17 protein-coding genes and 1 tRNA gene are annotated in these 22,531 nt (G+C 65.4%); 14 read left to right on the top strand and 4 right to left on the bottom strand.

Annotated elements, in window-relative coordinates; all coding sequences use genetic code 11:
- Nucleotides 1–129 precede the first annotated feature (129 nt).
- Both RBB18_RS06880 and RBB18_RS06875 read left to right on the top strand, forming a co-directional pair.
- Nucleotides 130–1,884 (top strand): autotransporter assembly complex family protein, encoded by a 1,755-nt coding sequence (locus RBB18_RS06880; protein WP_274592496.1) that lies wholly within the window; start codon nt 130–132, stop codon nt 1,882–1,884.
- Nucleotides 1,884–6,140: a translocation/assembly module TamB domain-containing protein gene (locus tag RBB18_RS06875; RefSeq protein ID WP_306110614.1), complete on the top strand. Its 4,257-nt coding sequence runs from the start codon at nt 1,884–1,886 to the stop codon at nt 6,138–6,140. Before RBB18_RS06880 ends, RBB18_RS06875 begins: the two co-directional genes overlap by 1 nt.
- On the opposite strand, the gene RBB18_RS06870 is transcribed toward RBB18_RS06875, so the two are convergent.
- Nucleotides 6,134–7,042, bottom strand: a complete 909-nt coding sequence (locus tag RBB18_RS06870) for a hydrogen peroxide-inducible genes activator (protein WP_306110613.1) — start codon at nt 7,040–7,042, stop codon at nt 6,134–6,136. The two genes, RBB18_RS06875 and RBB18_RS06870, sit on opposite strands and share 7 nt — an antisense overlap.
- Nucleotides 7,043–7,232: 190 nt before the next feature.
- Between RBB18_RS06870 and katG the strand changes: the two genes are divergently transcribed.
- From katG to RBB18_RS06850, 4 genes are all read left to right on the top strand, one after another.
- Nucleotides 7,233–9,452, top strand: coding sequence for a catalase/peroxidase HPI (gene katG, locus RBB18_RS06865; protein ID WP_306110612.1), 2,220 nt, complete (start codon nt 7,233–7,235; stop codon nt 9,450–9,452).
- Between the two features lie 151 nt (nt 9,453–9,603).
- A complete protein-coding gene (locus tag RBB18_RS06860) occupies nt 9,604–10,158 on the top strand; it encodes a response regulator transcription factor (RefSeq protein ID WP_103762284.1) in 555 nt (184 codons plus the stop codon).
- A gap of 2 nt (nt 10,159–10,160) precedes the next feature.
- Nucleotides 10,161–10,562 carry a thiol-disulfide oxidoreductase DCC family protein gene (locus tag RBB18_RS06855; RefSeq protein WP_103762283.1) on the top strand — a complete coding sequence of 134 codons (402 nt, stop codon included), beginning with the start codon at nt 10,161–10,163 and terminating at the stop codon, nt 10,560–10,562.
- Nucleotides 10,559–11,887 (top strand): AarF/ABC1/UbiB kinase family protein, encoded by a 1,329-nt coding sequence (locus tag RBB18_RS06850; RefSeq protein WP_306110611.1) that lies wholly within the window; start codon nt 10,559–10,561, stop codon nt 11,885–11,887. The genes RBB18_RS06855 and RBB18_RS06850 overlap by 4 nt, the downstream gene beginning before the upstream one ends.
- Here RBB18_RS06850 and RBB18_RS06845 read toward each other — a convergent pair.
- Complete coding sequence (locus RBB18_RS06845) at nt 11,884–12,024, bottom strand: DUF2256 domain-containing protein (protein ID WP_211286116.1); 141 nt, start codon at nt 12,022–12,024, stop codon at nt 11,884–11,886. The two genes, RBB18_RS06850 and RBB18_RS06845, sit on opposite strands and share 4 nt — an antisense overlap.
- A 225-nt stretch (nt 12,025–12,249) precedes the next feature.
- Here RBB18_RS06845 and RBB18_RS06840 point away from each other — a divergent pair, with 225 nt between their 5' ends.
- The 3 genes from RBB18_RS06840 (at nt 12,250) to RBB18_RS06830 (ending at nt 15,848) form a co-directional block, all read left to right on the top strand.
- Nucleotides 12,250–13,830, top strand: a complete 1,581-nt coding sequence (locus tag RBB18_RS06840) for an ABC transporter substrate-binding protein (protein WP_306110610.1) — start codon at nt 12,250–12,252, stop codon at nt 13,828–13,830.
- Between the two features lie 75 nt (nt 13,831–13,905).
- On the top strand, nt 13,906–14,892 hold the full coding sequence (locus RBB18_RS06835) for an ABC transporter permease (protein WP_306112094.1): 987 nt from the start codon (nt 13,906–13,908) through the stop codon (nt 14,890–14,892).
- Nucleotides 14,892–15,848: an ABC transporter permease gene (locus tag RBB18_RS06830; RefSeq protein WP_103762278.1), complete on the top strand. Its 957-nt coding sequence runs from the start codon at nt 14,892–14,894 to the stop codon at nt 15,846–15,848. The genes RBB18_RS06835 and RBB18_RS06830 overlap by 1 nt, the downstream gene beginning before the upstream one ends.
- 11 nt (nt 15,849–15,859) lie before the next feature.
- Here RBB18_RS06830 and RBB18_RS06825 read toward each other — a convergent pair whose 3' ends face one another.
- Entirely contained in the window at nt 15,860–16,072 is a 213-nt protein-coding gene (locus RBB18_RS06825; RefSeq protein WP_103762277.1) for a hypothetical protein, read from the bottom strand.
- A gap of 191 nt (nt 16,073–16,263) precedes the next feature.
- Between RBB18_RS06825 and RBB18_RS06820 the strand changes: the two genes are divergently transcribed.
- From RBB18_RS06820 to RBB18_RS06800, 5 genes are all read left to right on the top strand, one after another.
- The gene (locus tag RBB18_RS06820) at nt 16,264–17,259 is read left to right on the top strand and encodes an ABC transporter ATP-binding protein (RefSeq protein WP_306112093.1); all 996 of its coding nucleotides are present in this window, start codon (nt 16,264–16,266) and stop codon (nt 17,257–17,259) included.
- Nucleotides 17,256–18,221 (top strand): ABC transporter ATP-binding protein, encoded by a 966-nt coding sequence (locus RBB18_RS06815; protein WP_103762275.1) that lies wholly within the window; start codon nt 17,256–17,258, stop codon nt 18,219–18,221. The genes RBB18_RS06820 and RBB18_RS06815 overlap by 4 nt, the downstream gene beginning before the upstream one ends.
- Nucleotides 18,222–18,401: 180 nt before the next feature.
- A complete protein-coding gene (gene dctP, locus RBB18_RS06810; RefSeq protein ID WP_103762274.1) occupies nt 18,402–19,502 on the top strand; it encodes a TRAP transporter substrate-binding protein DctP in 1,101 nt (366 codons plus the stop codon).
- A gap of 79 nt (nt 19,503–19,581) precedes the next feature.
- Nucleotides 19,582–20,892, top strand: a complete 1,311-nt coding sequence (locus RBB18_RS06805) for a TRAP transporter small permease subunit (protein WP_306112092.1) — start codon at nt 19,582–19,584, stop codon at nt 20,890–20,892.
- A 5-nt stretch (nt 20,893–20,897) separates the two neighbouring features.
- Nucleotides 20,898–22,253, top strand: a complete 1,356-nt coding sequence (locus tag RBB18_RS06800) for a TRAP transporter large permease subunit (protein WP_103762272.1) — start codon at nt 20,898–20,900, stop codon at nt 22,251–22,253.
- A 130-nt stretch (nt 22,254–22,383) separates the two neighbouring features.
- On the opposite strand, the gene RBB18_RS06795 is transcribed toward RBB18_RS06800, so the two are convergent.
- Nucleotides 22,384–22,458: transfer RNA gene (locus RBB18_RS06795), tRNA-Phe, on the bottom strand.
- Nucleotides 22,459–22,531: the final 73 nt, after the last annotated feature.

Here is a 22,531-nt window from a genome sequence, read left to right as displayed (position 1 = left end):
GGACACGCGCAGCGCGGCACTGGCGCATGACGCATTCTGCCCATAGTCACGCCTTGGGCCCGCTGCGGGCCCCGGAAACGGAGCTGCCTGTTGTTCGAATGTCGTCGCGTCGCGCCCTGGTTAGTCATCTTGACCTTGCTGTTGATCCGCCCCGTGCTGGCGGTCGAAGCCACGGTCCAGGTCCGGGGAGCACCGCAGGACCTGGTCGAGTACCTCAGCAGGTCCTCGCTTTCCGTTGAAACCGCTGGCACCGAGGACGCCACGGCGCAGGACATCCTCGCCGCCGCCCGCGCTGATTACGCCCGCATGGTTGGCGCGCTCTACGACGCGGGCTATTACGGCGGCGTGGTCAGCATCCGCGTCGACGGGCGCGAGGCGGCCGACATCTCGCCCATCGCCGGGCCCAGCCGCGTGAACCGTGTCGACGTGATCGTGCAGCCCGGAACACCTTTCACTTTTTCCCGTGCTGCCATCGGCCCGGTCGCCCCTGAAACCGAGTTGCCCGAAGGGTATGCCCGTGGTCAGCGCGCCGGCGCCAGCGTCATCCGCAGAACGGCAGAGGCGGGCGTCACCGGCTGGCGCGAGGCCGGCCACGCCAAGGTCGAACTCGACGGCCAGTCGATCACCGCCGACCACCGCAATTCGACGCTGGCATCCGAGATCCGCCTGTCCCCCGGCCCACAGCTGCGCTTCGGCGACCTCGTGATCACCCGCCCCAGCGCCGTGCGCGCCAACCGCATCCGCGCCATCGCCGGCCTGCCCTCAGGCAAGGTCTTTTCGCCCGAGGAACTCGAAGATGCCAGCCAGCGCCTGCGCCGCACCGGCGCGTTCCGCTCGGTCGTGCTGAACGAGGCCGAGGTGCCCAACCCCGACGGCACGCTCGATATCCAGGCCGAGGTCATCGACGCCAAGCCCCGCCGCATCGGCTTCGGCGCCGAAATCGCCTCGCTCGAAGGCCTGACGCTCAGCGGCTTCTGGCTCCACCGTAACCTTCTTGGCGGCGCCGAACGCCTGCGTATCGAAGGCGAGGTCGGCGGCATCGGCGGCGACTCGGGCGGCATCGACTATCGCCTCTCCGCCCGGTTCGAGCGCCCCGCCACCTTCACGCCCGACACCACCGCCTTTCTCCAGGCCCGGGCCGAGGAACTGGACGAAGAGGAATACCGCCAGCGCACCTTCGAGATCGGCGGCGGCGTGTCGCACATCTTCTCGGACGAGTTGGAAGGCGAGATCGGCATCGCCTATCAATATGCCGAGATCGACGACGACCTCGGCTCGCGCACCAACGAACTGCTGCTGCTGCCGGGCAAGCTGACCTTCGACAATCGCGACGACCCGCTGGACGCCACGGAAGGGTTTTACGTCGGGCTGGAGGCCACGCCGTTTCTTGCGCTCGACGCGGGCGACCCGGCCTTCCGCCTCTATGCCGACGCGCGGACCTACGTGGGCTTCGGCGAAAACGACACGATCGTGCTGGCCGGGCGCACCCAGGTCGGCTCGGTCACCGGCGCATCGCTCGTGGACGTGCCGCCCGACATGCTGTTCTTCTCTGGCGGCTCCAACACGGTGCGCGGCCAGCCCTACCAGTCGCTCGGCGTCGATCTTGGCGGCGGCAACACCAGCGGCGGCCGCTCGTTCCTCGCGTTCTCTGGCGAGGTACGCGCCCGGGTAGCCGACGCCTGGCAGGTTGTGGGCTTTGCCGACACCGGCTTTGTCGGTCGCGACAGCTTCGGCAGCGACAACGGCGACTGGCATTCCGGTGCCGGCTTCGGCATCCGCTACGACACCGGCATCGGCCCGATCCGCTTTGACGTGGCCACCCCGCTCGACGGCGACGCGGGCGAGGATTACGAGTTCTACATCGGTATTGGACAGGCATTCTGATGCGCCTACTGCTTTCTTTCCTTCTCATTCTCACCTTCGCGATCTCGACGCCCCTGCTGGCCCAGGATCAGGAGGAACAAGACAAGTCCTTCATCGAGAACTGGCTGCAGGACAACCTTTCCGGCGCGGGCCGCGATGTAAATGTCACCGGGTTTCGCGGCGCTCTTTCGTCCAATGCCACGCTCGAACAGCTGACAATCGCCGACGAGAATGGCGTCTGGCTGACCCTTCGCGACGCATCGCTGGTCTGGTCCCGGTCCGCCCTGCTGCGCGGCCGGCTGGAGGTCGATGAGCTTACTGCCGCCGAAGTCATCCTCGAACGTCTGCCCGCCGGCGGTGAAACCGTCAGCACCGACGACGCCGAGGCCACACAGTTCTCATTGCCTGAACTGCCCGTGTCGGTGAATGTCGAACTGGTCCAGATAGAGAGTGTGGAACTCGGGGAGTCCGTGCTTGGCGAACCGGCCCGGCTGTCGCTGGAAGGCAGCGTCAACCTGGCCGACGGTCAGGGCGCCGCCGACCTCGCCATCCAGCGGCTGGACCGGCAGGACAGCCTGACTTTCGAAGGCTCCTTTGCGAACGAAACCCGCGTCCTCGCACTCGATCTCGATTTCGAGGAAGGCCCCGAAGGCATCGTCTCCACCCTGCTCGGCATCCCGGATACGCCCGCCCTGCGTCTGCAGGTGACCGGCGACGCCCCGCTGTCGGATTTCTCCGCACGCATCCTGCTCAGCTCCGATGGCCAGGAACGCTTTGGCGGCACCGTGAATGTCGGCGCCATCGACGGCGACGATGCCCAGGGCTACACCTTCGCCGCAGACCTTGATGGCGACCTGCGCCCGCTGTTCGAGGAACAGTTCCAACCCTTCTTCGGCGAAGCCACCAGCCTCGCCGTCTCCGGCCAGACCGAGGCAACCGGTCGGCTGGTACTCGACGAACTGGCTCTCGCCTCCGAGGCGCTGGAGCTTCAGGGCAACCTAGCGCTTTCCGCCTCCGGCTGGCCCGAAACGCTCCAGCTTGAGGGCCGCATCGGCAGCGACGAGGGCGATGTCGTGCGCCTTCCGATCTCCGGCGCGCCGACAACGCTTCAGAATGCCCGGCTCACCGCCAGCTTCGATGCCGCACAGGACGACGCGTGGCAGGCCGAAATGCAGATCGTCGACCTCGTTCAGGAGAACGGAGTGCAACTGGACCGTGCCACCCTTTCGGGCACCGGCCAGATCACGGATGCCCCCGGCAGATCCTTTTCCGGCGACATCACCTTCAATGCCGAAGGCGTGGATCATTCCGACCCCGCGCTGGCCGAGGCCATCGGCGCCGCACCGGCGGGCAGCATGACCCTCGACTGGCAACAGGATCAGCCCCTTGTGATCGACGCACTCGACGTCGAAAGCGGCAACGTCACCCTCACGGCCAACGGTGAACTCGAGAGCCTCGAAGACGGCTTTCCCTTCACCGGCAGCGCGACCCTGAACGCCGCCGACCTCTCGCGCTTTGCGGCCATTTCGAACCAGGATATCTCCGGCGCCGCCAATGCCACGCTGGAAGGCACAGGCACGCTTCTGGGCGGGTCATTCGATATCGAACTCGAAGCCGAAACCAACGATCTGGCCATCGGCCAACCGCGCCTCGACCCGCTCATGACCGGCCAGGGCACCCTGTCGCTGGTCGCGCGCCGCGACACCACCGGCACCGTGCTTGAACGCCTCACGATTCAGACACAGGCCCTTGCCGCCAATGCTTCCGGCCGGCTCGACGCGGATGAAGGCCAGCTGGACATCGAGGCACGGCTGCAGAACGTCGCGCAAGTCGAGCCCACGCTGTCCGGCCCGGCCACGCTGACGACATCGGTCAACTGGAGCACCGGCGACGCGCTCAACATCTCCGCGCTCGAAGCCACCCTGGCCGAGGTCACGCTCACTGGCAGCGGCGCGGTCTTCCCCGAAGACCCGAACCTGCCCGCCGAGGGCAAGGTGACCCTCGCCGCGCAGGACCTGTCGCGCTTTGCCCAACTCGCGGGCCGTGATCTGGACGGCGCGGCGACCGTCGTGCTCGAAGGCTCCGGACGCATCCGCGGCGGCGCGTTCGACATCGTGCTCGACGCCGAAACCAATGACGTGGAAATCGGCGAGCCGCGCGTCGACGCGCTGATGAACGGCGCGGGCACAGTGTCCATCGCCGCACAGCGCGACACCGACGGTACCGTGCTCGAACGCTTCTCGGTGCGCACCCCGGCGCTCGAGGCCGACGCCTCGGGCCGGCTCGACTCCGACGATGGCGAACTGACCCTGAAGGCCGTCATCGCCGACCTCGCCCGGATCGAACCGCGCATGTCCGGCCCCGCCACGCTCGACACCGCCGCCACCTGGGAAAAGGGCGGCGCGGTCACCATCTCGCGGCTCGAGGCCTCCGGCGCAGGCACGACCCTGTCGGCCACCGGCGCCGCCTTCCCCGAGGATGCACTGCTGCCGGTCGAAGGCCAGATGACGCTCAATGCCAGCGACCTGTCACGCCTCGCGCCGCTCCTGAACCGCCCGCTGACCGGCACGCTCGACATGACGCTCGAAGGCTCCGGCCAGGTTCGCGGCCGCACGCTCGACATCACGACCGATATCGACGGCTCCAACCTGCGCACCGGCATCGCCCAGGTCGATCAACTGATCGCCGGCAGTATCGACGCGCGCGCCTCCGTCGCACTGGGCGAGTCCGCGCCCGGCATCCGCTATATCGAGATCCAGACGCCCCGCGTGACCGTCGACGCCCAAGGCAGCGGCCCCGGCGCGCCCGTCAACCTGTCGGCCCGGCTGGCCGACCTTGGCATATTCGTGCCCGCCTTCCCCGGCGCGGTTTCGGCCAACGGCACGATCACCATCGTCGACCGGGCCGGCGAACGGATCCGCCTGTCGCTCGATGCCACCGGACCCGGCGGCATCAATGCACGCGTGAACGGGTCGATCAACAGCTACGGCAACAGCCTCGATCTCGACGTGAACGGCTCCGCGCCCCTCGCGCTGGCCAACCCGTTCCTCGCGCCACGGTCCATTGTCGGCCTTGCCAATTTCGACCTCAGCGTCAACGGCCCGCCCGCGCTGAATTCCCTGTCGGGCGTGGTCAACGTCTCGGACGGCCGCTTCGCCCTGCCGTCCCTTTCGACCGCCATCACCGGCATCACCGGCGCTGTCCGCCTGGCCTCGGGCCGGGCCGAAACAAACATTACCGCCTCGATGGGCACCGGCGGCAATTTCCGCGTGCGCGGGCCGATCACCCTGTCGGCCCCGTTCAACGCCAATCTCGAAGCCGCGCTCAACGATCTCGTCGTCACTGATCCCGACCTCTACACGACAACCCTGTCGGGGCAGGTCGGCATCAACGGCCCGCTCACCGGCGGCGCCACCATCGGCGGCACGGTCAACCTGGGCCGGACCGAACTGCGCGTGCCCTCGGGCAGCGGCACCCGCACCCCGGGCGACATTCCCGAGATCACCCATGTGGGCGAACCCGCCGACGTGCGCCGAACCCGCGCCCGCGCCGGCATCATCGGGCAGGACAGCGGCGCCAATCCCGTCGCCTTCCCCCTGGACCTTGTCATCAACGCACCAAACCGGATCTTCGTGCGCGGCCGCGGCCTCGACGCCGAACTGGGTGGCCGCGTGCGCCTTCAGGGCACCACCGCCGACGTCGTGCCCAGCGGCCTTTTCGAACTGATCCGGGGCCGGCTCGACATCTTGGGCCGCCGCCTCGAGCTGACCGAAGGCGTCATCGACCTGCGCGGCGCGCTCGACCCCTACCTGCGCTTCGTGGCCGAAACGGAAAATGACGGCATCCTTGTGCGCACCATCATCGAGGGGCTGGCAAGCTCGCCTTCCGTTTCGTTCGAATCCGTGCCCGACCTGCCCCAGGACGAGGCCGTCGCACGGCTGCTCTTCGGTCGTGGGCTCGAAGACATCTCGGCCTTCCAGGCAGCCCAGCTGGTCGCCGCCGCCGCCACGCTTTCGGGCCAGCGCTCCGGCGGGCTGGACATTCGCGGCGCCCTCGGCCTCAGCGATCTCGACGTGTCGACTTCCGAGGATGGCGCGACACAGGTCACCGCCGGCGCCTACCTGTCGGAAAACCTTTATTCCGAGGTCACCGCCGACAGCGAAGGCAACCAGGAGATCAACCTCAACCTCGACATCGGGCGCAACCTGACGGTCAAGGGCTCGACCAGCACCACCGGCAACACCGGCGTCGGCATCTTTTTTGAGAAGGACTACTGAGCGTCCACTGACGGTTCGGACGCATCCGGCGCCAGCAGGTCCGCGATCGCCCGGAACCGTTCTGCCAGCGGGCTGGTCTTGCGCCAGACCATGCCCACCTGCCGCCTCGGCTGCGGCCCACGGAACCGTGCCACCGAGACCGGCGCAGACCGGGTTTCCACCGGCACCGCCATTTCGGGGATCAACGTGATCCCCATCCCCGCGCCCACCATCTGCACCAACGTCGACAGCGACGTGCCTTCCAGCCCGTCGCGCAGCCCGCCGCCCGGGATGTTGCAAAACGCCAGCGCCTGGTCGCGAAAGCAATGCCCCTCCTCCAGCAGCAACAGGCGCCGCATGTGCAGTGTGGTCACGTCCGGCACCGGCGCATCCGCCTCGGCTTCGGGGCGGACCAGCACCATAGGTTCCTCGAAGACCGGGTATTCTTCCAGCGACCGCTCCGACACCGGCAGCGCGACAAGCGCCAGATCCAGCCCGCCCTCGCCCAGCTCCGCGATCAGGCGCGGCGTGATGCTCTCGCGCACCTGCACGTCCAGATCGGGAAACGCCCCGTTCAGCCGCGTCAGGAACCGCGGAAGAAGATAGGGCGCGATCGTCGGGATGACCCCCAGCCGCAGCCGCCCGCTCAACCCCTCCTGCGCCTTGCGCGCAAGGTCCGACAGCTCGTCGACCGACCGCAGGATCTCGCGCACCCGCTCCGCGAACTCCACCCCGAACCCGGTCAACCGCACTTCGCGCGTCGTGCGCTCGAACAGCGCCGCCCCCGCCGACGCCTCCAATGCCTTGATCTGCACCGACAGCGCCGGCTGGGTGACCGCGCAAATCTCGGCGGCCTGCCCGAAATGGCCCGTCCGGGCCAGCACCTCGAAATAGCGCAACTGTTTCAACGAGAGATTTTTCATAATAAAGATTTATCAATCCAATCAATAAATGCAACTTATTCTCATTGAAATGCCTTGCTATGCTTCGCCGTATGAAAGCGATTCCCGCGTTGCATCGCGCGCGGCAATGCTTACGTCTTTTAAACAAGCAATCGGCCCCGGATCACACGCATCCGGGCACAGTCAGACAGCAAACCCTGGGAGAGACTCAATGGACGGCAACGATCTCGAAAACTCCGGCAAATGCCCGGTCATGCATGGTGCGACGCGGTTCAGCGTCCAATCCAACCGCGATTGGTGGCCGAACCAGCTGAACCTCAAGATCCTGCATCAGAACACCCCTGAATCCGACCCGATGGGCCCCGATTTCAGCTATGCCGAAGCCTTCAAGGGCCTCGACATGGAGGCGCTGAAAAAAGACCTCAAGGCGCTGATGACCGACAGCCAGGACTGGTGGCCGGCCGACTATGGTCACTACGGCGGCTTCTTCATCCGCATGGCGTGGCACTCGGCGGGCACCTACCGCACCTCCGACGGGCGCGGCGGCTCGCGCTCGGGCACCCAGCGGTTTGCCCCGCTCAACAGCTGGCCCGACAACGGCAACCTCGACAAGGCCCGCCGCCTGCTCTGGCCCATCAAGCAGAAATACGGCAACGCCATTTCCTGGGCAGACCTGATGATCCTCGCCGGCAACATGGCGATCGAGGACATGGGCGGCCCGATCTTCGGCTTCGGCGGCGGCCGCAAGGATGTGTTCGAGCCCGAGGAAGACGTCTACTGGGGCTCGGAAAAGGAGTGGCTCGCCACCTCCGACAAACCCAACAGCCGCTATTCCGGCGACCGCAAGCTGGAAGATCCGCTTGCCGCCGTGCAGATGGGCCTGATCTACGTGAACCCCGAAGGTCCCGACGGCCAGCCCGATCCCCTTGCCTCGGCCCGCGACATCCGCGAAACCTTCGCGCGCATGGCGATGAACGACTATGAAACCGTCGCGCTGACGGCCGGCGGCCACACGTTCGGCAAAGCACATGGCGCGGGCGATCCATCGCATGTCGGCAGCGAACCCGAGGCCGGCGCGATGGAGGCCCAAGGCTTTGGCTGGCTCTCCACCTACGGCTCCGGCAAAGGCCGCGACGCCATCACGTCGGGCATCGAAGGCGCATGGACGCCTCGCCCGACACAATGGGATATGGGCTATTTCGACGTGCTCTTCGGCTATGAGTGGGAACTGGTCAAAAGCCCCGCCGGCGCATGGCAATGGCAGCCCAAGGACCAGAAGCCCGAGGACATGGCCCCGGACCCCGAGGACCCCTCGAAGCACAATCAGCACATCATGATGACGACGGCCGACATGGCGATGCGCATGGACCCCGAGTACGAGAAAATCTCGCGCCACTTCCATGCCAACCCCGACGAGTTCGCGGACGCCTTCGCCCGCGCGTGGTTCAAGCTGACCCACCGCGACATGGGCCCGCGCTCCATGTATCTGGGCAACGAGGTGCCGGACGAAGTGCTGATCTGGCAGGATCCGGTGCCCGAGGTCGATCACCCGCTGGTCGATGACGCCGACGTGGCCAGCCTCAAGGCCAAGCTGCGCGATTCCGGCCTGTCGGTCTCCGAACTGGCCTACACGGCATGGTCCTCGGCCTCGACCTTCCGCGGCTCGGACATGCGCGGCGGCGCCAATGGTGCCCGCATCCGTCTTGCTCCGCAAAAGGACTGGGACGTCAACCAGCCCGAGCAACTGGCCAAGGTCCTGAAGGTCCTCGAAGGCATCAAGGCCGACTTCGACGCGTCCGCCTCGGGCGGCAAGAAGATCTCGCTGGCCGATCTCATCGTTCTGGGCGGTAACGCCGCTGTCGAGGCGGCGGCCAAGGCCGGCGGTAATGAGGTCAACGTGCCCTTTACCCCGGGCCGGACCGACGCCACCGACGAGATGACCGACGCCGAGTCCTTCGAGATCATGGAGCCGCAGGCCGATGGTTTCCGCAACTACCTCTCCGGCGACTTCACCGTCTCGGCCGAGGAACTGATGATCGACCGCGCGCATCTGCTGGGCCTCTCGGCACCGCAGATGACCGTTCTGATCGGCGGGTTGCGGATGCTGGGCACCAATTACGGCGGCACCGCGCACGGCGTCTTCACCGACCGTGTCGGCACGCTCAGCAACGACTTCTTCGTCAACCTGATGGACATGGGCACCGTCTGGGAAGCCACCGACGACAAGGGCATGACCTTCGTCGGGAAGGACCGCAAGACCGGCGACAAGAAGTGGGATGCGACCCGCTGCGATCTCGTCTTCGGCTCGAACTCGCAACTGCGGGCGCAAGCCGAGGTCTACGCACAGGCCGACAATGGCGGCAAGTTCGTCAAGGACTTCGTCAAGGCATGGGCCAAGGTCATGGATGCCGACCGGGTCCAACCGGGCTAAGGGCCTGATGCCATGCTGAAAAACAGACGGCGCCCCGGATCATCCCGGGGCGTCGTCGGCGTTTCGGCGCCCCTGCGCAAACTGTCGCACCCCGCCCCCGGCAGTCATCCAACCCTGTCCCGCGCACGTAGCACGTGCAAGAGAGGATGATATGACAAAGCTACCCAAAGACACCACGCTCCTGATCGTCGAGAATGACGACGTCTTCCGCGAGCAATTGTCCAAGGTCATGGCCAGCCGCGGCTTTGATCCCATTCCGGCTGGCACCGTGGCCGAGGCCGCCGCCGCGATCGACGCGCGACAACCTGCCTTCGCTATCATCGACCTGCATCTCGGCGAAGGTTCGGGGCTCGAGGTAATCGAGATGCTGAAGAAACAGCGTACCTCCGCCCGCGCCCTCGTCCTGACCGGCTACGGTGACACACCCACTGCCGTCGCGGCAGTCAAGCTCGGCGCCATCGACTACCTGGCCAAGCCCGCCGACGGGGACGAGATCGTCGACGCCCTGCTGGCCGCAGAAGGGGTTCAGCCCCCGGCGCCCGAAAACCCGATTTCGCCCGAAGAGGCCAAGCGCGTACATATCGAACGCTTCCTGGAGCGCACCGACGGCAACATCACCAAGACGGCACAACTGCTCAAGATGCACCGCCGCACGCTTCAGCGTATTCTCAAGCGCGAGCCCGAACTGGGCAAGGACCCGGGCTGATCGTGCAGGGTGCGGAAGATACCCGGCTGACGGTCTACTACGATGGGTCTTGCCCGCTTTGCCGGGCCGAAGTCGGTTTCTACCAGAAACGCGACCGGGCAGACCGCATCGCCTTCACCGATATCTCGCGCAGCCAGGAGGACCCGGCACCGGACCTCGATCGCGACGCGGCCATGGGCCGGTTTCACACCCGCCGCCCCGACGGCACACTGGTCTCCGGCGCCGCGGGTTTCTTCGAGGTCTGGAAACGCCTGCCCGGCTGGCGCCATCTCGCCAAGCTGTCGCGCATCCCCGGTATCGTACCCGTCGCCGAGCTGGCCTATCGCGCCTTCCTGCGCCTGCGCCCCGCGCTGGTGCGCCTGCTTGGGCCGCGGCTGGAACGACGCGCCGAAGGCACGCGATGAACGACCAGAACCCGCCCGACCAAAAACGCGCCGCCCGCATCCCGACCGGGCGATTAAACCGCATGGCCCGCACCGGCGGCATGGCCACGGTCCTGGCGGGCAACGTCGCCACCCGCGGCGGGTGGCAATTGATGCGCGGCCGCAAGCCCCGCCTGCAAGACCTGCTGATGACACCGTCCAACGTCACCCGCGTGGCCGATCATCTTGCGAACATGCGCGGCGCGGCCATGAAGGCGGGCCAGCTTCTGTCGATGGAAACCGCCGACATGCTTCCGCCCGAGCTGGCCAAGATCCTCGCCCGCCTGCGCGCCGACGCCCAGTTCATGCCGCCCTCGCAGCTGAAGAAAGTGCTTGCCGCCAACTGGGGCCGCGATTTCCTGCGTCATTTCAAACGCTTCGACGTGCACCCCATCGCCGCCGCCTCCATCGGACAGGTGCACCGTGCGCAGACCCGCGACGGCCGCGACCTCGCGATCAAGGTGCAATATCCCGGCATCCGCGACAGCATCGACAGCGACATGCGCAACCTCGGCCTGATCCTGCGCCGGTCCGGCATGATGCCCGCCAGCTTCGACACGGACCGCCTACTTGCCGATGCCGCCGCTCAGCTGCACGAGGAAACCGACTACGCGCGCGAAGCCGTCGCCATCAACCGCTTCCGCACCCATCTCGCGGATGACCCCGATTTCGTCCTGCCTGCCGTCCACGACGACCTCAGCACGCGCGACATCCTCGCCATGAGTTACGTCGATGGCCAAAGCATCGACACCGCGTCCGAACTGGACCAGCCCACCCGCGACCGCATCGCGACGGCGCTCGTAACCCTGACCTTGCGAGAGCTGTTCGAACTGCACGACATGCAGACCGACCCAAATTTCGCCAACTACGGATACCAGCCCGACACGGGCCATATCGTGCTGCTGGATTTCGGCGCGACGCTGCAATTCGACGCCGGGCGCGTGGACAGCTACCGTGCCCTTTTCAACGCTGCGCTGACCGGTGACGATGCCGCGGCCTGGGATGCGATGATTGCCATCGGTCTCGTCGGCGCCGACACGTCTGACATCGACCGCGCCCACATCCTGCGCCTCTTCGGCATCGCCGCTGAACCGCTGCGCCACGGCGGCACGCTCGATTTCGCGACCTGCGGCCTCTTGGCCCGCCTGCGCCGCGAGGGGTTGCTCTTGGCCGATGAACAGGTCGACATCCACGCGCCGCCCACCGACACGCTCTTGCTGCAACGCAAGGTGCTGGGCTGCTACCTTCTGGCCGAGCGGCTCCGCGCCCGGGTCGATCTCGACCGGATCCTCGAACGCTTCGCCTAAACCTTGGGCCGCGCCCGCTTGCACCGTCCCGAGCAATAGCGCACCTCGTCCCAGACCTTTTCCCATTTCTTGCGCCACGTGAACGGCCGTCCACAGGTCGCGCAGACCTTCGTGGGCAAATCCGATTTCCGTCGCATTTTCACAGCTTTCGCACGCCCCCTGCCACTCTGGCTTCGCCTCGAAAGCTAGACCGAAACGCCGCGCGGTCATCCCGGCAAACGCCCGTCTCGGCGGTTTGCCCTTCCGTTTTTCAAGTGACGTGAAGGCATCTGCCCATTCGTTGGCTTGCAGCGCCGGACCACTAAGTTATGTTTTCGGGATCAGCCCGAGGATCAACCCGGGCGATATCCAGGGAGATATTCATGAAAACCAAGACAGTCCTTGCCGCCGCATTGCTCGCCACCACGGCGATGACCGGTGCCTCGGCCGAAACGCTGCGATGGGCCCGCGCGGGCGACTCGCTCACGCTCGACCCCCACGCCCAGAACGAGGGGCCGACCCATACCCTCTCGCACCAGATCTACGAGCCGCTGATCATCCGCGACCACTCGGGCGAGTTCCAGGCCGCGCTGGCGACCGACTGGGCGCCCAAGGAAGGCGACCCGAACGTGTGGGTCTTCAACCTGCGCCAGGACGTCACCTATCACGACGGCGCCGACTTCACCGCCGAGGACGTGGTCTTTTCGATCAACCGCGCAAAGTCCGAAACATCGGCGATGAAGGAACTGCTGACCTCGATCACCGAGGTCCGCGCCGTTGACGACCACACAGTGGAATTCGTCACCGACGGTCCCAACCCGATCCTGCCCGCCAACCTCACCAACCTGTTCATGATGGACAAGGGCTGGGCCGAGGAAAACGACGCCGTCGCAGTTCAGGACGTGGCCAGCGGCGAAACCACCTTTGCCTCGTCCAATACCAACGGCACCGGCGCCTTCACCCTCGTCAGCCGCGAGCCCGACGTGCGCACCGTGCTGGAAGCGAACGAGAATTACTGGGGCAAGGACGAGTTCCCCCTCGACGTGACCGAGATCATCTACACCCCGATCCAGAACGCCGCCACCCGCGTGGCCGCCCTTCTGTCGGGCGAGGTCGACTTCATCCAGGACGTGCCCGTACAGGACCTTGGCCGCGTCGGCGACACCGACGGCCTTGTCGTCAAGACCGCGCCGCAGAACCGCGTCATCTTCTTCGGCATGAACATGGGCGCCGACGATATCGAGAATGACGACGTCGATGGCGCCAACCCGCTGGCCGACGCCAAGGTGCGCAAGGCGATGTCCATGGCGATCAACCGCGACGCCATCAAGCAGGTCGTCATGCGCGACCAGTCGCAGCCCGCGGGCATGATCGCCCCGCCCTTCGTCAACGGCTGGAACGAAGAGATGGACAGCAGCGCCACCACCGACATCGAAGGCGCCAAGGCCCTGATGGAAGAGGCCGGCTATGGCGACGGCTTCAGCATCCAGCTCGACTGCCCGAACGACCGCTACGTCAACGACGAGGCGATCTGCCAGGCGGCCGTCGGGATGCTCGCGCAGATCGGCGTCACCGTGAACCTCGACGCCAAGCCCAAGGCACAGCACTTCCCGCTCATCGAAAACGGCGAGACGGATTTCTACATGCTGGGCTGGGGCGTTCCGACCTACGATTCGGAATACATCTTCAACTTCCTTGTTCATACCCGCGGCGACGAGCGCGGCAGCTGGAACGGCACCGGCTTCTCCAACTCGGATGTCGACGCCAAGATCGTCAGCCTTGCCTCGGAAACCGATCTCGAGGCGCGCAACGCCACGATCAACGAGATCTGGCAGGTGGTTCAGGAGGAACAGCTCTACATCCCGATCCACCACCAGGTGCTGAACTGGGGCATGACCGATGCGGTCGGCACCGAAGTCAGCCCCGAGGACGATCCCAAGTTCAAGTTCTTCGAGATGAACTAAGCCAATCGCGGGCGGCCCGCCTGCCGTCACAGCCAGCAAAACAACCGTGCGTGACGACCGCTTCGGGGGCAAAAAATGCTAGCTTACATCATCCGGCGCGTGGCCCAGTCCGTGCTCGTGCTACTCGTGGTGGGCCTCGTGGCCTTCGCCATGTTCCGCTTCGTCGGCGATCCGGTCGATAACATGCTGGGACAGGAACGCACCGTCGCCGATATAGAGCGTCTGCGCTCCGAACTCGGCCTCGATCAGAATTTCGCCGTGCAATACTACAAGTTCCTGACCAACGCCGTTCAGGGCAATTTCGGCCTCAGCTACCGGCAGGGCCGGCCCGTGGCCGACATCCTGATCGAACGCCTGCCCGCCACGCTGGAACTTGCCTTCGTCTCGGGGCTTCTTGCGCTCATCGGCGGCATCGGGCTTGGCATCTATACCGCGATCCGAAGGCGCGGGATCTCGGCCAACATGATCATGACCGCCTCTCTCATAGGGGTCTCCCTGCCCACCTTCCTGATCGGCATCCTGCTGATCTACGTCTTCTCGGTCGAGCTTGGCTGGCTGCCCAGTTTCGGGCGCGGCGAGGTGACCTTCGTCAACGGCTGGTCCACCGGGTTCCTGACCAAATCCGGGCTTCAGGCGCTCATCCTGCCCGCGATCACACTGGGTCTCTACCAGATGACCCTGATCATGCGGCTGGTGCGCACCGAGATGCTCGAAGTGCTGCGCATGGACTATATCCGCTTCGCCCGCGCCCGCGGCATCCGCGAACGCTCGATCAACTTCCGCCACGCGCTGAAGAACACGCTGGTGCCCGTCATCACCATCACCGGGCTTCAGCTGGGCTCCATCATCGCCTTCGCCATCATCACGGAAACCGTGTTCCAGTGGCCCGGCGTCGGCCTGCTCTTCATCAACGCGATCCAGTTCGTCGACATCCCCGTGATGGCCGCCTACCTGATGATGATCTCGGTCATGTTCGTGGGCATCAACCTCATCGTCGACATGCTCTATTTCGCCATCGACCCGCGCCTGCGCGTCGATCGCAGCGCTGCAGGAGGCCACTGATGACCGATGCACCCGTCACGACCCCGGCGCCGAAAGTGCGCGACAGCCGCTTCCGCCGCATCTGGGAAAGCGATTTCATGTGGTCCTTCCGGCACGCGCCGGTGGCCATCGCCTCCTTCGCGGTGGTGCTGATCCTGATCCTTTCGGCCGTATTCGCACCGCTCATCGCGCCGTTTGACCCGTTCAACCCGGCCTCGCTGAACCTGATGAACGGCTTCACGCCGCCGGGCGAGGCGAACGCCTTCACCGGCGACACCTTCCTGCTGGGCACCGACGACCAGGGCCGCGACGTCTTTTCGACCATCCTCTACGGGATGCGCATCTCGCTTTTCGTGGGTTTCGCGGCGGTCTTCCTCGCCATGCTGATCGGCATCACGCTGGGGCTGATCGCGGGCTATGTCGGCGGCTGGACCGAAACGATCATCATGCGCATCGCCGATGTGCAGCTGACCTTCCCGGCGATCCTTGTGGCCATGCTGATCTTCGGCATCGCCAAGGGCATCACGCCGCCCGCCTATCGCGACCAGATGGCGCTCTGGGTGCTGATCCTCGCCATCGGCCTGTCCGATTGGGTGCAGTTCGCCCGCGTCGTGCGCGGCACGACTCTGGTGGAAAAGAACAAGGAATATGTCCAGGCCGCCCGCCTGATCGGCCGCTCGCCCATCATCATCATGCTCAAGCATATCCTGCCCAACGTGCTCAACCCGGTGCTGGTCATCGCCACGATTTCGCTGGCCCTCGCCATCATCGCCGAGGCCACGCTCAGCTTCCTCGGCGTCGGCGCCCCGCCCACGAAACCCTCGCTCGGCACGCTCATCCGCATCGGACAGGAGTTCATGTTCTCCGGCGAATGGTGGATCCTGCTCTTCCCCGCCGGCACCCTGCTGGCGCTGGCGCTGTCGATCAACCTGCTGGGCGACTGGCTGCGCGACGCATTGAACCCGAGGCTGAGATGACCGAATCGCTTTCAGCGCATGGTGAAGGGCTGCTTCAGGGGCGCGGTCGTAAACGGCAACCGCGCTTCGGTGTAAGGCGCGGCGGTGCACCATTCATCGACCACCTCGTGCCAGGTGACATCACCCTCGGTGGCATGGACCGTCACGGTCGCGCCCTCGATCGTGAAAATGCCCGTACCGATCATGTTGAGGAACAAGGCAAAAGCTTCATTGGAAAGGCACATGCATGGCCTCCTTTCTTTGCTCGATATTCCTCCCTGACTTCGGTTGCTCCCAGATTAACGCGGAGTCCCACGACGCCACACCAAAACCACGCCGCACCGCAGCAAAAATGCTGCAATTGCAAAATATCGCCCGCTTTTAAGGCAGTCCGCGCCGCACAACAGGCACGGCAGATCGCAAAAGGCAGCACCGCATGACAGACACACCCGTCCTCTCCGTCCGCGATCTGACCGTGGAAATTCCCACCCGGCACGGCATCCTGCGCCCCGTCGATCACGTCAGCTACGACATCCGCGCGGGCGAGATCCTGGGCGTCGTGGGCGAATCCGGCGCCGGGAAATCCATGACCGGCAACGCCGTCATCGGCCTGCTGGATCCGCCCGCCCGCATCACCGGCGGCGAGGTGCTGCTGAAAGGCGAGCCCATCCACGACATCCCGCGCAGCAAGCTGCGCCGCCTGCGGGGCAAGCATATGGGCATGATCTTTCAAGACCCGCTGACATCGCTCAACCCGCTCCTGACCATCGGCGACCAACTGACCGAGACCATCACCGAGCACCTGAACGTCGGGCAGGACGAGGCCCGCAAACGCGCCATCGCGGCGCTGGACGAGGTCGGCATCCCCGCCGCCTCCGCCCGCATCGGCAGCTACCCGCACGAGTTTTCCGGCGGCATGCGCCAGCGCGTCGTCATCGCCCTCGCTCTCTGCGCCGAGCCCGAACTGGTCATCGCCGACGAGCCCACCACCGCGCTCGACGTCTCGGTCCAGGCCCAGATCGTGGCGCTGCTGAAACGCCTCTGCCGCGAACGCGGCGTGGCCGTCATGCTGGTCACCCACGACATGGGCGTCATCGCCGAGGCCGCCGACCGCGTCGCCGTCATGTATGCCGGCCGCCTGGCCGAACTTGGCCCGGTACGCGAGGTCATCACCAACGCCCACCATCCCTATACCGCGGGCCTCATGGCCTCGACCCCGCTGGCCAGCGTGGGGCAGAAGCGCCTGAAACAGATCCCCGGCGCCATGCCCCGCCTTGGCGCCCTGCCCGACGGCTGCGCCTTCCACCCGCGCTGCGAATATGCGCAGGACAAGTGCCGCCGAGAGCCCGGCCCCAGCATCGAGGCCTGCGACGGCCGCGCGGCCTGCTGGTTCCCGCTCGGCACCACGCAAAAGGAGGACACCGTCGCATGAGCGCCCTGATCTCCATCCGCAACCTCACCCGCCGCTTCGACGTCTCGAAACCGTGGCTCAACCGCGTGATCGAGCGGCTGAACAAGGCGTATCTGACGGCTGTCTCCGACGTCTCCTTCGATATCGAGGAAAACAGCGTCTATGCCCTCGTCGGCGAAAGCGGCTCTGGCAAGTCCACCATCGGCAAGATTGTCGTCGGCCTCACCCCGCCCTCCGAGGGCAGCGTGAAGATCAACGACACCGATCTGGCGACCGAGACCGACGCCGCCAAGATCGAAGCGGTGCGCGACGAGATCCAGATGATATTCCAGGATCCCTTCGCCTCGCTCAACCCACGCTGGCGGGTGCGCGACATCATCGCCGAACCCGTCGCGGCCAAGGGCGGCGACACCGCCGGACTGGCCGAACGCCTGCTGGAGCAGGTCGGCCTCTCCGCCGCCGACGCCTCCAAGTACCCGCACGAATTCTCGGGCGGTCAGCGCCAGCGGATCTGCATCGCCCGCGCGCTGGCGTCCGAACCCAAGATCATCGTCTGCGACGAGCCCACCTCGGCGCTCGACGTCTCGGTGCAAAGCCAGGTCCTGAACCTCATGTCCGACCTGCGCGAGGAATTCGGACTGACCTATCTTTTCATCAGCCACGACCTGACCGTGGTGCGCCACATGGCCGACCGCATCGGCGTGCTCTACCTTGGCCGCCTGGTCGAGGAAGCGCCGCGCGACGCGCTCTTCACCGACCCCAAGCATCCCTACACCCAGATGCTCTTCGACGCCGCCCCCCGCATGGATGCCTTCGGGCGCGAGGTCGATCCCCCCAAGGGCGAAATCCCCGACGCGATCAACCCGCCGTCGGGCTGCGCCTTTCATCCACGCTGCCCCATCGCCATCGACAGGTGCAGCAAAGAACGCCCCGAGATGCGCCTTCTGGGCCAGACCCGCGTCGCCTGCCACCGGGCGGAATAATCGGCCCGAAGGCCGAGGCGTCCCCTCCGGACCGCGCGCCAGACCTTGTTTTCAAGGCCGGACATAGTGGGCCTTTACCACATATTGGAAAAATCACTTTACCAATTTGCCGGTTTGCCATTACGCTCGGACGCGTCGGAAACCTGAAAATACAGGACCGGCACGAATGGGAGGAAATACATGACCAACAAACTGACCACGCGGCGCAACGCGCTGCGCACGATTGCCGGTGCGGGTGCCGCCACTCTGGCCGCGCCCCATGTTGCGGGCGCACAGGCCAACGGCACGACCTGGAAAATCCAGACAAGCTGGCCCGGCGGCGCCGGGCTTCAGATCTTCCGCGACTGGTGCGGCACCATCGCCGAGAAAACCGGCGGCGAACTGACGTTCCAACCCTTCGGCGCCAATGACGTCGTGGGCGACTTCCAGCTTTACGACGCGGTGAAGAACGGCGTTCTGGAGGCCGTGAACCCCTTCACCATCTACGCCCAGGGCATCATTCCGGCGGCGACGTTCCTGACGTCCATCCCGCTCGGCATGCGCAACCCGCATGAATTCGACGTGTTCTACTATGGCCTTGGCGGCATCGACATCGCGCGCGAACTTTACGCGGCGCAAGGCCTGCATTTCGTCGGCCCCGTGCACCACGGCCCGAACATCATCCACTCCAAGGTTCCGATCCGCTCGATCGACGACTTCGCGGGCCGCAAGATGCGTCTGCCCGGCGGCATGGTCGCCGAGATCTTCAACGAGATCGGCGCCGAGACCACCGTTCTGCCCGGCTCGGAAATCTTCCCGGCGCTGGAAAAGGGCACCATCGACGTGGCCGACTATGTGGGTCCCGCCGTGAACTATGCCCTCGGCTTCAGCCAGGTCACCGACTACATCGTCATGGGCCCTCCGGGCTTCATGTCGCTCTACCAACCGGTCGACACCATGGACATCACCGTGGGCATGGACGCGTGGGAGGCCCTCTCGCCCGAGATGAAGCAATTCGTCGAGATGGAAACCCACGTCTATTCCGACATGCACCACGCCGCGATCCAGGCCGCCGACCAGGAAGCCTGGGAAAAGTTCGAGGCCGACGGCACCGAGGTCACCCGCCTCAGCCAGGACGACGTGGCCCTGATGACCGAGGTCGCCGTGCCGATCTGGTTCGACTACGCCAACCGCGATCCGCAGGCCGCACGCGTGTTCAAGATTCAGCTTGATTACATGCAGTCCGGTTCGCTGGGCTATGTCGACCCGGCCCTGACCGAGGGACTCGAGCTCAAGCTCTGATCCCCCGACCCATCCGCCGCCCGGGTGTCTCATACTCCCGGGCGGCATTTTCCAACGCTTTCAACGAGTGAGGACCGCAATGCCGGGTCTCAGCTTCACGCTGCCGCATTGGCTGTACTGGGTGGGACTGATCGTCTTTCCCATCATCGCGATGATCCTGTCGCGCCGACCACAGCCCGAAGAGAAACGCTATACCCTGCCGCTGGCCTACATGATCGCCGTCACCGGCGGCATCCTCGGCCTGCACCGCTTTTATCTCAAAAGCCTGTGGGGCCTGGTCTTCATCCCGATCTTCCTGTTCATCCTCTACGCCAACGCGCAGACGCAGGACGCACGCACGATCCTGTCGGGCTTCGACAACGAGCTGCGCGTGGCCCAAAGGATGATCGACCGCGAACAGGGCCGCGTCGAAGAGGCCCGCGCCGACCTGCCCGACCTTCAGGCCGCCTATGACGAGGCCGAGGAAGGCAGCTTTACCCAGCGCGCCGCCGAGCGCCGCCTGGACCGGGCGAAGGACACGCTCGACAGCGGGGCCGCCCGCCTCGAAGAAGCCCAGGCCACGCTGGAAGAGATCCGCCCGCAACAGATCGAGGCGTTCCGTACCCGCGCGTGGTGGGACAATGCCGCGGGCTATGGCTTCTACGCGCTTCTGGCGCTTCTGGCGATCGACCTTCTGCTGATGCCCATGCTGGTGCGTCGCGCCAATGAAAAGATCCCGCCCGAGGAGGTGTCCGAGACCGAAAAGGCCCTCGCCGCCCACGAGCAGGAAGAAGGCCCCAAGCACGACAGCGATTACGCCGAGAACTGGATCGACCGCCTGTCGCTCTTCTGCGGCGAATTCGTGGCCTACTGGGCCGTCATCGCCGTCTTCGTCTATTATTACGAGGTGCTGGCCCGCTACGTCTTCGGCTCGCCCACCAACTGGGCGCACGAGGCGATGTACCTGATGTTCGGGATGCAGTACCTGATCGCCGGCGCCTACGCGATGCTCACCGAAACCCATGTGCGCGTGGATATCTTCTATGCCCCGATGCGGAAAAAGAACAAGGCGTGGGTCGACCTGCTGACCTCGATCTTCTTCTTCATCTTCGCCGGCACGCTCTTGGTCACCTCATGGATCTTCGCCATGGACGCCATCGCCGTGCCCTCCGGCAACGCGGTCGTCTCCGACTGGGCACGCGGCCAGATCACCTTTGGCGAGATGGTCTCGGGCTTCGGCCTGAACCAATGGACCGATCCCAACATCCGCTGGGGCGAGATCAGCTTCAACGAATGGGAAGTGCCGCTCTGGCCGATGAAATGGGTCATGGTGATGGGCGGGCTGCTGCTCGTCCTGCAAGGCATCTCGAAACTGTCGAAAGACATCCGTGAAATCGCACGGGGGAACTGAGGCTCATGGGTATTGAAATCGACATCGCGTGGCTCACGCTCATCATGTTCGGCAGCCTTCTGGCGCTGCTCATGGCGGGCCTGCCACTGGCCTTCGTCACCGGCGGCCTGGCCTGCGTGTTCCTGTTCATCCTCGGGGATGAACGCGCGCTCAACATCGTGCCAAGCCGTATCTTCCCGCTGATGACCAATTATCAGCTCTCGGCGATCCCGCTCTTCATCTTCATGGCTGCCATGCTGGAAAGGGCAGGCATCATCAACGACATGTTCGACGTGATCTACAAGGTCATGGGCGGGCTGAAGGGCGGGCTGGCCGCGGCCACGATCATCGCCTCCACGATCCTCGCCGCCATGGTCGGCGTGATCGGCGCGGCGGTCGTGACCATGGGCATCATCGCCCTGCCGGCGATGCTGAAACGTCACTACGACCCCAAGATCGCCATGGGCTCGATCATGGCCGGCGGCACGCTGGGTATCCTGATTCCGCCGTCGATCCTCGCGATCATCTACGCGGTGGTGGCCGAACAATCGGTGGGCGAGCTTTTCATCGGCGCGGTCATCCCGGGCCTGATGCTCTCGAGCATGTATATCGCCTACGTCGTCGTGCGCAGCTACATCAATCCGGCCCTCGGCCCTGCCATCCCGGTCGAGGAACGCGTGTCGAACCGCGAAAAGATGCAGCTCATCGGCAAGATGGCCGCGCCCATCACGCTGGTCGCGGTGGTGCTGGGCATCATCTTCTCCGGCGTGGCCACCCCGGTCGAGGCCGCCGGCATCGGCACCTTCGGCGCATTCATCGTCGCCGCCATCCACCGCAAACTCGACTGGCCCACCATCCGCGAGGCCTGCACCACGACGCTCAAGGCCTCGGCCATGGTCATCTGGATCATGTTCGGCGCCACGATCTTCGTCGGCCTCTACGTTCTGGAAGGCGGGCAGCAATTCGTGCAGGACGCGCTGGCGGCCACCGGCCTCGGCCCCTGGGGCATCCTGATCCTGATGCAGATCCTGCTGGTGATCCTGGGCATGTTCCTCGACTGGGTCGGCATCCTGCTCCTTTGCGTGCCGATCTTCGTGCCGATCATCAAGGCCTTGGGCGCCGCCGCCTTCGGCCTCGACAGCCCCGAGGATCTGGTTCTGTGGTTCGGCGTGCTCTACCTCGTGAACATGCAGATGAGCTTCCTGTCGCCGCCCTTCGGCTACGCGCTCTTCTACCTGCGCGGGGTGGCGCCGCCGGAAATCCCGATGACGGACATCTTCAAATCCGCCCTGCCCTTCCTGTTTCTGCAAATCGTCGGGCTGGCGCTCTGCATGGTCTTCCCGCAGATCATCACCTGGCTGCCCAGGCTGATCTACGGCTGATACCGAGCCGAAACTCGGCTGGCCCTCTCAAACGGCCTCCGCACTGCGGGGGCCGTTTTCACATCCATGACACGCCAATTGCCACGCGAAGCGACCAATGAGCATATCATTCTGCCAAATCTGGAAGAAGTGGTGCCCGGGGGCGGAATCGAACCACCGACACGAGGATTTTCAATCCACTGCTCTACCCCTGAGCTACCCGGGCACGGGTGAACGGGCGCACCGTTCGGGTTCCGGCTTTCTAGGCGAGGGCCACGCGACTGTCCAGTGGGTTTTTG

It is taken from the genome of Roseovarius sp. MMSF_3298 (genome assembly GCF_030733705.1).
In the GTDB taxonomy this organism is placed as follows: Bacteria; Pseudomonadota; Alphaproteobacteria; order Rhodobacterales; family Rhodobacteraceae; genus Roseovarius; species Roseovarius confluentis.
This window is presented reverse-complemented; position numbering and strand designations above follow the sequence as displayed.